The sequence below is a fragment of the Brevundimonas sp. genome, from assembly GCF_035561115.1.
GTDB lineage: Bacteria > Pseudomonadota > Alphaproteobacteria > Caulobacterales > Caulobacteraceae > Brevundimonas.
The window spans coordinates 20,982-32,095 of the sequence record NZ_DATMYH010000112.1; the positions used below are offsets into that span (position 1 = coordinate 20,982).

General features: G+C 67.9%; 9 protein-coding genes, 1 tRNA gene and 1 pseudogene. 1 reads left to right on the top strand and 10 read right to left on the bottom strand.

Going from position 1 to position 11,114, the window contains the following annotated elements; all coding sequences use genetic code 11:
- The 7 genes from VN378_RS15580 to VN378_RS15610 form a co-directional block, all read right to left on the bottom strand.
- Positions 1-885 (bottom strand): SDR family NAD(P)-dependent oxidoreductase, encoded by an 885-nt coding sequence (locus VN378_RS15580; protein WP_325744474.1) that lies wholly within the window; start codon positions 883-885, stop codon positions 1-3.
- Positions 882-1,673, bottom strand: a complete 792-nt coding sequence (locus VN378_RS15585) for a TetR/AcrR family transcriptional regulator (RefSeq protein ID WP_414642264.1) — start codon at positions 1,671-1,673, stop codon at positions 882-884. The genes VN378_RS15580 and VN378_RS15585 overlap by 4 nt, the downstream gene beginning before the upstream one ends.
- Entirely contained in the window at positions 1,660-3,240 is a 1,581-nt protein-coding gene (locus VN378_RS15590; RefSeq protein ID WP_325744475.1) for an AMP-binding protein, read from the bottom strand. The genes VN378_RS15585 and VN378_RS15590 overlap by 14 nt, the downstream gene beginning before the upstream one ends.
- Positions 3,237-4,883: a carboxylesterase/lipase family protein gene (locus VN378_RS15595; RefSeq protein ID WP_325744476.1), complete on the bottom strand. Its 1,647-nt coding sequence runs from the start codon at positions 4,881-4,883 to the stop codon at positions 3,237-3,239. Before VN378_RS15595 ends, VN378_RS15590 begins: the two co-directional genes overlap by 4 nt.
- The gene (locus VN378_RS15600) at positions 4,880-6,208 is read right to left on the bottom strand and encodes an MFS transporter (protein ID WP_325744477.1); all 1,329 of its coding nucleotides are present in this window, start codon (positions 6,206-6,208) and stop codon (positions 4,880-4,882) included. The genes VN378_RS15595 and VN378_RS15600 overlap by 4 nt, the downstream gene beginning before the upstream one ends.
- Before the next feature lies 1 nt (position 6,209).
- Positions 6,210-8,507: a TonB-dependent receptor gene (locus VN378_RS15605; protein ID WP_325744478.1), complete on the bottom strand. Its 2,298-nt coding sequence runs from the start codon at positions 8,505-8,507 to the stop codon at positions 6,210-6,212.
- A 242-nt stretch (positions 8,508-8,749) separates the two neighbouring features.
- On the bottom strand, positions 8,750-8,875 hold the full coding sequence (locus tag VN378_RS15610; RefSeq protein WP_325744479.1) for a helix-turn-helix transcriptional regulator: 126 nt from the start codon (positions 8,873-8,875) through the stop codon (positions 8,750-8,752).
- Positions 8,876-8,938: 63 nt separating this feature from the next.
- On the opposite strand from VN378_RS15610, the gene VN378_RS15615 reads away from it, so the two are divergent.
- Positions 8,939-9,298 carry a hypothetical protein gene (locus VN378_RS15615; protein ID WP_325744480.1) on the top strand — a complete coding sequence of 120 codons (360 nt, stop codon included), beginning with the start codon at positions 8,939-8,941 and terminating at the stop codon, positions 9,296-9,298.
- A 56-nt stretch (positions 9,299-9,354) separates the two neighbouring features.
- Here the strand turns inward: VN378_RS15615 and VN378_RS15620 are convergent.
- The 3 genes and pseudogenes from VN378_RS15620 to VN378_RS15630 form a co-directional block, all read right to left on the bottom strand.
- A tRNA-Ser gene (locus tag VN378_RS15620) sits at positions 9,355-9,444 on the bottom strand.
- 85 nt (positions 9,445-9,529) lie between these two features.
- A pseudogene (locus VN378_RS15625) lies at positions 9,530-10,471 on the bottom strand (NUDIX hydrolase).
- A 2-nt stretch (positions 10,472-10,473) separates the two neighbouring features.
- Positions 10,474-11,067 carry an HD family hydrolase gene (locus tag VN378_RS15630; RefSeq protein ID WP_325744483.1) on the bottom strand — a complete coding sequence of 198 codons (594 nt, stop codon included), beginning with the start codon at positions 11,065-11,067 and terminating at the stop codon, positions 10,474-10,476.
- Positions 11,068-11,114: the final 47 nt, after the last annotated feature.

The window sequence follows — 11,114 nt, forward strand, 5'->3', positions numbered from 1 at the left end:
TCAGGCGACGGCCGCGGCGCGCGCCTCGGCGCTGGCGACCTCGCGCTCGGCCTGGGTGAAGCCATAGTCGGGTACAATCGAGCCCGCCTGATCCGAGATCGTCTCCCAGGCCGCCCGAAGGCGCTCGCCCGCCCCGGGGCCGCCGCCGATGTATTCGCCCGGCGTCAGGGTGACGTAGGCGCGTGCGAAATGGCCGGCGCCGGCGCAGACGATGGCGCGCGTCGGCGCGTTCTCGACCACCAAAGGAAGAAGCGCCGGGCTGACCAGCGCCGGGTCAAGCTGGCTCAGGCTCGCCTCCGAAAGCACGCCCGCCGTCATCTGCGTGGCGGCGGTCGGCGCCAGGCAATTCACACGGACTCCATACTTCTCGCCCTCGATGGCCAGGGTCTGCATCAGGCCGATCAGCGCCATCTTGGCGGCGCCGTAGTTGGCCTGTCCGAAATTGCCGTACAGTCCCGAGGAGGAGGTCGTCATCACAATGCGGCCGTAGCGCTGCCCGCGCATGATCTCCCAAACCGCCTTGGAGCAGACGACGGCGCCCATCAGGTGGACGTCCATCACCAGCCGGAAATCGTCCAGGCTCATCTTGGCGAAGCTCCTGTCGCGCAGGATGCCGGCGTTGTTGATCAGAATGTCGATGCGGCTCCAGGTCCGGAGCGTATGCTCCACCATGGCCTGGACAGCGGACTCGTCCGTCACCGAGCCGGCGATGGCAATGGCGAGGCCTCCCGCGGCGACGATCTCGGCGGCGACGGCGTCAGCCGCTTCCTGGGCCAGGTCATTGACCGCCACCCGGGCGCCCTGACGGGCCAGATACAGGGCGTGCTGACGCCCCAGCCCGCCGCCGGCGCCCGTCACAATCGCAACACGCCCTTCAAGCGTCATGCCGTCTCTCCGATTTCCGCCTGTTTGCCCGATCCGGACCGCGCCTGGCGCGACGCGCCCGGGGCGGACTTGCAGATGCTCATGAAGCCCGCGGCCATGAAGGTGGCCATCCGGTCCTTCACGGCGCCGAAGTCGTCGGAGTCGCAAAGTCCTCCGGACAGCCGGTTGATCCGGCCGGTGCGCGCCAGCGTCAACATCAGGGCGCCGGTGACGAAGTGATAGCCCCAGAAGATGTCCTCCTCGGCGCAGTCGGGCAGGGCTTTCTTGAGAAGATCGATCAGCCGCAGGACCACCGGGTCGAAATGCAGATCCATCAACTCGGCGCCGTAGGGCGTGTTCGAGACCTGCGCGCCAAGGGCGCCGTAGTTTTTCCAGTTTTCTCCGCCCTGGCTGTAGAGGTCCAGGTCGGTATCCAGGAAGGCGCGCAGAGCGCCTTCCACCGTGGGTTCGCCCCCGCTGGCGGCTTCGTAGTCGTCCAGCGCCTTCATGCGCAGACTGCTCGTCACCTCAGCACGACGCGCGATCACGGCGTCGAACAGCTTCTTCTTGTCGGTGAAATAGTAGTTGAGCAGGGTGTGATGAACGCCGACGCGCAGGGCGACGTCCTTGAGGGTCACGCCATAAAGGCCGTGGATCGAGAACAGATACTCGGCCGCGTCGAGAATCTGCTCCATCTTGTCGGCGCGCTGCTCGACCTTGGTCCGGCGACGGCGCGGTTTGGCGACCTCGGTCGCTTCGCCCCGCGCCTTCGGGGCCTCAATGTCGGACCTCTGTTCAGCAACCGCCATAGTCAACTCTCAAACGCATCTTGTCGATCTTGCCGGTGGACGCCAGGGGCATCTGCTGCAAGCGGATAACTTCGTCGGGAATCCACCACGGGGCCACCCGGCCGCGCAATGGCGCCAGGATGTCTTCGTCGCTGGCGTCCCGGGTCTCACGCGTCTGTATCACCAGAACGGGACGTTCTCCCCATTTCGGGTCCGGCCGGCCGATCACGGCGGCGAGGGAGACCGAGGGGTGTTCGTTGACCACGGCCTCGATCTCGGCCGGATTGATCCATTCGCCGCCCGACTTGATCAGATCCTTGGCCCGGCCCGTGATGACCAGGTCTCCGCCCTTGTCGATTCTGGCCAGGTCTCCGGTGGCGAACCAGCCGTCCGCATCCGTCGCGCTCTCGCGCTCGCCGAAATAGCGTTCGATGACCGAGGCGCCGCGCACTCGCAGATGTCCCTCGACGCCACGCTGCTCGGGCAGGGGCTGACCGTCCGCATCGGTCAGCAGCAGGTCGACGCCCATGGCCGGGCGACCCGAGACCTGGGCCGATCGCGCAGGGTCGAACGGCCGGGCGCAGGTTCCCAGCGGCGACAATTCGGTCATGCCCCAACTGGTCTGGACGGCCACGCCCAGCCGCTGCTCGATGCGCTCCATCAGCACCGGCGACAGGGGCGCGCCCCCGACGACGACCCGCTTCAGCGTCGGAGTCTCCCCGCCATTTGCGTCGAGGTGTTCGACCAGCCCCAGCCAGACCGTGGCGATTCCGACGCCGACCGTCACGGCTTCGGCGTTGATCAATCTGGCGAGGCTGGCTCCATCGAGGTGCCGGCCGGGCAAGACCAGCCTGGCGCCCGCCCCCGGCACGGCGAACGGCAGGCCCCAGGCGTTGGCGTGGAACATCGGCACGGCGGTAAGAACGCTGTCCGCCGCCGTGATCGCCATGACGTCCGCCTGCATCTGACGCAGGGTGTGCAGGAAGCTGGAGCGGTGAGTGTAGGTCACACCCTTGGGCGCGCCCGTGGTCCCGGACGTGAAGCACAGACCGCAGGGCGTGGTTTCGGGAAAGTCGCCCCAGACCACGCCGTCGGCTGTTTCGGCCATCAGCGACTCGAGCCGCGCGGCGCGGGGCTCATCGGCCGCGCCCTCCGCCGCGTCGATGACCAGAATCCGCTCAAGCGAAGGCGTACGCCCGGCGATCCTGCGCGCAAGGGGCGCCAGATCGCCGCTGACGATCAGGATGAAGGCCTCGGACTGGGTCACCATGTCGGCCAGTTGTCCCTCGGTCAGGCGGGGATTCAACGTATGACACACCGCTCCCATGCCCATGACGCCGTACCAGACCTCCACATGCGCCTGGGTGTTCCAGGCCAGGGTGGCGACGCGACGGCCGGGCCTCACTCCCAGGCTCGCGAGCGCTGACGAAACCCGGCGACTGCGCTCCCTCAGTTCGCGATAGGCGACCCGCCCTGTCGAACCATCGTCCCGCGCCGTCACCACCTCTGCGTTCGGGCTCCACCTGGCGGCGTGGTCGAGGAACTTGTCGAGGGTCAGCGCATAGGGCTGCATTTCCCCATCGATCATCGGCAGGCCGGGGAGGCAGGAGGAAGGGAAGGCGAGAGGACGCCGAAGTTCCAGTTCCAGGGAATCGAGCCCGCCACCCGCCGCCGGCAGACGACAGCCTCGCGCAGCTCGAACATGCCCGGCATCAGACGCGCGCGGACCACCGGCCCTTGCTCGAAAGCCATATAGGCGCGCACCCGGCCATAGGCAGGCCAGTCCGGTTGGCCCGCCGCAGTCGGCGCGCCGGCGCGAGCGAATGAGGCCCAGTACGACATCATGGCGGCGGACAGCCCGCGTTCGACGGGCGTGTCCGGAACGGCGGGCCAGCGCGGCGGGGCGCGGTCGGCCGTGCCGAAGACGTACGGAATTTCCGCGGCGTGGAAGGCGTGCAGATCCGCCTCATCGGCCGTCGGATAGCCGTGGTTGAAGAAGTAGAGGAAGGCCGGCTGGCCAAGCGCGGTCTGGCGGCGCGCCAGGCGTTCGGCGGTCCAGCCGTAAAGGGCGTCCCGCGGCGTCGCGAGAACGCTCGCGGCGATGTCGCTGGAGGGGTAGAGGGCGAGGAAGGCGTCGGCGAGATCGCCATATCGGCTGCGGATCGCCTCTTCATAGGCGGCGGCGTCCGCGGGCGGGGGCGCCGCAAGGAAGCGCAACGAACGGATCTCGCCTTCGTTGAATCCGGCCAGCAACGGCACCGGCGCCTGCTGTCCCCGGTCGAAGATCTCCACCAGCTGCTCGGGCAGGATCTGACCGTCGATCGTGCCCCACGGCGCATACCCGGCCGCGAGCGACCGCGTGGTCAGGTCCTGGGCGTCCATGGCGCGCAGGTCGGCCAGGTTCGTCAGACCCAGCTGGGCCTGCAGCCAGATGCCGACCGTCTCCGCCGGGTGGTCGCCGTAGCGACGCGAGCGGAGCTCCGGCGTCGAGATCATGTAGGCGCTCTGGGCGATGGCCCGATCAAACAGGCCGCGCGCCTGCGGCGAGGCCATCAGATACATGACGCTGAGAGCGCCCGCGGATTCTCCGGCGATGGTGACATTGTCGGGGTCGCCCCCGAAGGCGGCGATGTTGGCCTCAACCCAGCGCAAGGCGGCGATCTGGTCCAGAAGGCCGTAGTTCCCGGAGGTGTCCTGGCGCGATTCCGCGCTGAGTTCCGGATGGGCCAGATAGCCCAGGACGCCCAGACGGTAGTTGATCGACACGACGACAATGCCTTGGGACGCGGCCATCCGCGCGCCGTCGTACATCGCCTCGCTGCCGGCGCCGGTGGTGAGGGCGCCGCCGTGGATCCAGACGAGAACCGGCGCCTCGCCCGCGCCCTCAGGCGCCCAGATGTTGAGCGACAGGCAGTCCTCGCCCATCGTCGGCGGTTCGGCGGCGGCGTAGATGCTGGTCCCGCGCGCGACCGGCTGGTGACAGGCGGGGCCGAACCGGGTCGCTTCCCGGGTCTCGCTCCAGCGCGGCATCTGCGCGGGCGGCCGCCAGCGGCGCCAGCCCGTGGGCGGCAGGGCATAGGGCACGCCGCGGAAGATGCTGACCCCATCGACGGCCTCGCCCCGGATGAGGCCCGCCGGCGCATCGACTACGGGCTGGGCCTGCCCCGTGGTCGGGGACAGGATGCAGGCTGCGGCCAGAAGTGCGGCGACCCCGATGACGAAGCGCTTCATGACAGGGCCTCCTTCTCCACCTGTTTGCGGATCGTTCGGGCCAGACCGAGGAACATCAGGATCGCCAACCCGTAGAACGGCAGCAGGGTATAGAGCGCGATCTGCAGCGAATTGTCGGGGAAGCTGGCCCGGAAGAAGTCGCTGGCGGCCCCCAGGTAGGTCGGACCCAGACCCAGGCCGATCAGGTTCATCACCAGCAGCAGCAGGGCGCCCGACAGTACGCGCTGATCGGGGCGGACCTCCTCCTGGACCATGGTGATGGCCGGCGAGAGGTAGAAATAATTCAACCCCATCGGCAGGACCAGGAAGATGAGCGCGAGTTGCCAGCTCGGAGCCCAGACGAAGGCCGCGAAAAAGGGCGCGGCGATCGCCAGGCCGGCGGCCGGCAGCCAGGCGTAGGCGGTCTTCGAGCGTCGGCTCAGACGGTCGATGAGCCAGCCCGACACGAACATCCCCGCGCTGACGCCGACCCCCACCAACAGAGCGTACCAAAGCGCCACCTCTTGCAGGGTCATGCCCTTCTCCCGCATCAGAAACAGGGTGGCGAAGTTGAGCAGGGCGTAGGTGATGAACTGGGTCGCGCCACAGGCCAGGGCCATGCCGCGCAGGACCGGATTGGCGAAATACATCCGGCAGGTGGACAGGAAGCCCGCCCGAGGGATCGGCGCCGCGTCCGCCGGCGGATGGGTTTCGAGCTTCTGATCCAGACTGCCCTTCTTCGGCTCGCGCACGAACAGCCAGACAATCACGGCGGTGACCACGCCGACCACGCCGACCCAGATAAAGGCGTCCCGCCAGGAATAGGCCGCGGCGATCGAGGCGCCGAAGGCCACGCCCAGCGCCGAGCCGATCGGCGGGCCCAGGTTGAACAGGCTCAGCGCCGTGCCCCGCGTGCCCGAGGGGAAATAGTCCGAGATGATGGCGTAGGAGGGCGGCACGCCGCCGGCCTCGCCAATGCCTACCGCCATGCGCGAGGCGGCCAGTTGAGGATAGCTGGCGGACAGGCCGCAGGCGGCGGTCGCCGCGCTCCACAGGGCGCAGGAGAACGCCAGGACCTTCACCCGGTTGGTCCGGTCCGCCAGCCAGCCGACAGGGATCGCCAGGATGCAGTAGAACAGCGCGAAATACAGGCCGCTGATCATCCCCAGCTGTCCGTCCGTGACGCCGAGGTCATCCTGGATCGGCTTGGCGAGGATCGAAAGCAGCTGCCGGTCCAGGAAATTCAGGACATAGACGAAGCAGAGGACGGCCAGGACGAACCAGGCCTGGGCCCCGGGGCGCGCGGGAGGCGCGTCCCAGGGTTCAGCGCGAACAGGCGCCGGCACGTCAGTACTCATAACCAACGCGCACGCCGATGGTCCGCGGCCGCAGCCGGCCGTAGCGGCCGTCAAGGAAGGCCTCGGGGTGGATGTAGTTCACCGAGTGGTCGTCGAACACGTTTTCCACATAGGCCGCCACCGTGAACTGGTCGAAGGCCAGGGCGAGGTTGGCGTTGACGAAGGTGTAGGCGTCGGTGTCGTCATAGGTCACCAGCGGCACCAGGGGCTTGCCCGGCGTGTTCGGGAAGCTGTTCGGGAAACTGCCCACATGGGACACGGCGACCGAGGCGTTGGCGAGCATCCCCGCCGTCGGCTGCCACTCGTAGTTGACCCGCAGCGAGCCCTGGGCTTCCGGGCCGGCCAGTCGGGCGTCAAGCACGGCGCCGGAGATGGCCGCCTCCGCCGGCGTCAGGTCGTCGACCTTGGCCTCGTTGAAGCCGGCGGTCAGGGCCACGGTCCAGCCGTCCGCCGGAATGGCGACGACCGACATTTCCACGCCCTTGCTGGTCGCGCCACCGATGTTGGTGGCGAACTGCACCGAGTCCGAGACGCGGTTGGCCTGGACCTGGATGTCATTCCAGTCGATCCAGTACACGGCGGCGTCGGCCACCAGGCGCCCGCCGAACCACCGCCCCTTCACCCCGACCTCATAGTTTGTCAGGTTATCGGACGAGGCGCCGTCCGGGATGATGATGTCGGTCGGGTCGAGCGCGCTGACAGCGCCGGCGCGGGCGTTCACGATCGGCGGCCGGAAGCCCGTGGACACCGCCGCATAGGTGGTCACCGACGGCGTCGGACGCCAGGACAGGCTGAGGCGATGCGAGAGACCGCTTTCCTCGGCCTTGACCCCCGTCACCGGCGGCACCGCGGTGATGGCGAGGGGACCCGGGGTGGGGAAGTTCAGGATCGTCGCCCAGTAGGCGCGCGTCAGATAGTCGGAGTTGTAGCCGCCCGGCTCGGTGAAGCCTTGGGCGTCGGTCGTGCCGTAACGCAGGCCGCCGGTAATCCACAGGTCCGGCGTGAACCGGTATGTCAGCTGACCGAAGGCCGCGACCTCATGGGCGATGAAGTGTGAGCCGAACCGCAGATAATATTCGTCCGAAAGCCCGGTGAAGCCTTGGGCCGCCATGAATTCTTCGCTGCCGCGATAGTTGTAGTCTACGTCCCGGCGCTTGCGGAAATAGAAGCCGCCCAGCGACCAGTCGAAGCTGCCGCCCGGATCCGACACCAGCCTCACCTCCTGAACGAAGGTGTCGTCATAGGCGTCCGCGTCGAGCGCGAAGGGGAAGGCCTGGGCGTAAGTCCCCGCGAGGTCGACGTAGAACAGGCCCGTATAGTCGGACTGGGTCGTCGAACTGGTCAGCTGGGCCCCGTCGAACTGGTATTCGAGGGTCACATTGTAGTTGGCCATGTCGCTCTGGAAGAGGTCGGGCCGATCGGTCAGGCGGACGTATTCGCCCCGGGTCGGATTGGTCAGCGAGGAGTCGTGCGGATTGCTGATCTCCTTCGAATACATCAGGCGGGCGGAGAATCGGTCGTTGGGCTCCCACAGCAGGATGGCCCGGCCGCCGTACTGAACCAGGGAGTTGGAGTTCTCGATTCCCGTCCCCACGTTGTCGACCCAGCCTTCTTCATGGCGGGAGAAAGCGACGACGCGCAGGGCCAGCTCGTCCTTGATCAGCGGAACGTTGACCATGCCGTTGTACCGCTGACGCAGGCCGCCTTCCTCCATGGTTCCGAGGTCGACCAGGGCCGAGGCGTCGAAGGCGGCGGGATTCGGATCGTGCGTCAGGATGCGCAGGGCGCCGGCCAGCGAACCGGACCCGAACAGCGTCCCCTGCGGTCCGCGCAGAAACTCGATCCGCTCCACATCGAAGAGGCTGGGATCGAGAATGGTGGAGTTGCCGTTCGACGAGATCGGCAGTTCGTCGAGGTAGATGGCGACGGTGCTCTGCAGATTGGCGCCATAGCCGTTGGTGCCGATGCCCCGGGCGGTGAAGTTGTTGAAGTTGGCCGAGGCCCGGTTCAGCACCACGCCCGGCGTCGCCGTGGCCAGACCGTCGTAGTTGACGATGCCGCGCTCGTTGAGATCTTCCTGCGACAGGGTCGTGATGCTGAGCGGCACGTCCTGCAAACGTTCCTCACGCCGGGTGGCGGTGACGATGACCTCGTCGAGCGTCGCGGCCTCCCTGTCCTGGCGTTCAGGCTGCGCTGCGGACGCAGGCCGCTGTTCCTGGGCCTGAGCCGGAGCCATGGCCACCGTCTGCGCAATCGCGCAGGCGGAAGCGAGCAATATCGCCTTCATATGGTTTCCCTCCCACTGCGCCGATCATGACGTCGGCGCTTGGGACGAAGAGGGACACGCGCGGCTACGGTTGTCAACATTCGCTATCGCGTGCGTGAATATCTTGGTCGTGAGCGACAGGCGCCATCTGTGCTTCGGGCACAGCGTTGGCCCTGTTTAGCCAAAAACATCTGCCGGCGGGCAATCCAACGCCCGACAGATCGACAAGATCGCCTTGATCCCGACATTGCGCTCACCGCGCTCTATCCCCCGATGTAGTTCCGGTGGAGGCCGGAACGGTCGGCGAGATCTTCCTGGCTCAGCCCAGCCTTCAACCGTAACGCCCTGAGGCGCGCGCCGATGTCTCGAACCTCCGGGTCAACTTTCACCTCCCGACTTGCGGCGCAGCCGCTTGCCGAACTGCACTCTCAGTGTGATGTTGATGGAGGCGTATGTGGTCGTTCGGCCGCCTGGCCGGGGAGGGGACTTTCCTGTCGGACGAGATCGCCGAAGAGGTGATGGCGCTGGTCGCGCTGGACCTCATGTCTCGGGCCTTGCGGGTAGGAATGACCAGAACCAGTCAGATCGCGCTCCGTCACGTCGTCCTGGCCTGGATGAAACAACGGCGCTCGGGTGAGTCTGAGCCGAGGCTGGTCACCGTGCGGCCGGATGACCTGGCGACGCTCAACGGCCAGCGCCTCAAGCTGATGAATCAGCGGCATTCTATGCCCCCGTATTTACCCCGCACATACAGCGGATCGAGAACGACCGCTGCGAGCGAGGACGAACGGTTCATCCCGAGGGTTCACTGACTTAAGGGAAAAATTCGACTGGACAGGACGGCTGCGAACGCTTGCGAACAGCCCGGTGGCGGAGAGGGTGGGATTCGAACCCACGGTGCCCGCAAAGGCACGCCGCATTTCGAGTGCGGTACATTCGACCACTCTGCCACCTCTCCGCGGGGCCGTAGGACGCTTGGTCGAGCGAGCGGCTTCTCTAATGGGCGACGGCCTGCGCCGCAAGCGGCGTATCGAGAAATCGCGTCAGCGCTGGGCGGGAAGCGGCAGGCCCAGGGCTTCGCCGGCGGACAGGTCGCCGTCGATGACGCGAAACAGTTCGGCCGGACGTCCGCCGGTGGCGGCCGACAGGCGGCCTGTGGGTTCGACCAGGCCCGTGCGTTCGACGCCGCGGCGGAAATTCTGCTTGTGCAGCGACAGGCCGGCGACGGCCTCGGCCGCGGTCTGAAGTTCGGACAAGGTGAAGGTCGCGGGCATCAGGTCGAAGAGGACGGGGCGGTATTTCAGCTTGCTGCGCAGGCGGCCCAGGCCGGTGGCGAGGATGCGGCGGTGGTCCGAGGCCATGGCGCGGCCGGGGGCGCCGGCGGGGACCGGGCGTTCCTGGTCCCGCGCAGCCTCGGCGACCAGACCCGCCTCGTAGAGCAGTTCGTAGCGGTCCAGCACCTGGCCCTCGTTCCAGCGGTGGGCGGGGGTGGTGGCGAACAGGGTTTCGACCCGGGCCTATCGGCGGGGATCGGCGTCGGCCCAGGCCTGCAGCTCGGCGATCAGCGGCCCGACGCAGGCGGGAGCGCCATCGCGGCGGTCCTCCCAGGGGAAGATTTCGAGCACCGGAGTCCAGCGGGCTTCGGCCTGGGGCGCGTCGGCGGCGTCGGCGGTGAGGGCCAGATAGCCGACCGAGACCTCACGATGGCGCTCCGGCCCCGGGGTGGCCCGGGGACTGGCGCGGCCGAGGTCGCCGAAGGTGTAGAGCTGTTCGACGAAGCCGAGGCGGAAGCCGGTCTGGGCGGTGACGAAGTCGCGCAGGGCCCGCTCGAAGGTGCGGTCGCGGGCGGGATCGAAGGGGCCGAAGGGCAGGGCGGCCGCGCCGTCCTCTCCCGTGGTGGTCAGGACGCAGGCCTTGCGGTCGCGGAGCGCGATGACGACGGCCGACAGGCCGATGCGGACGCCCTGTTCGCCCGGACCCGCCATGCCTATTCCGTATGCCAGGCGTCGGGGGCGGGGACGACGCCGGTCGCCTCGGCGAGGACGCGGTAGCGTTCGAGGTAGCGCTGCTGCGCCACCGGGGCGGGCAGGGGGTCGATGATCAGGTCGTAGCCCGCGGGCGGAGCGCCGAAGAGGGTCAGGCCCTCCTTCCGGCTGAAGCCCGCCAGCTGGGTGGCTTCGAAGAAGGCGCAGGCGACGTCGGCCTTCTTGATGAGGGTCTTGATCTCGACCGGGTTCTTCGGCGGCAGGCCGAAGCGGAGGTGGATGGCGGCTTCCAGCCGGGCCTCGAAGGCCTTGTAGTTGACGCCCAGCGCCGCCTTGAAGGGCGAGATCATGTCGCCGATGACGTATTCCGAGGCGTCGTGGAGCAGGGCGGCCAGCCGCCATTTCGGCTCGAGCCCCGGCCTGATGTGGGCGGCGATCTCCTCGACGACGCAGGAGTGCTGGGCGACCGAGAAGGCGTGTTCGCCGACGGTCTGGCCGTTCCAGCGGGCGACGCGGGCCAGGCCATGGGCGATGTCCTCGATCTCGATGTCGAAGGGCGAGGGATCGAGCAGATCGAGGCGGCGGCCGGACAGCATGCGCTGCCAGGCGCGGGGTTGCTTCGCTGAGGGGCGGGGGGCTGAAG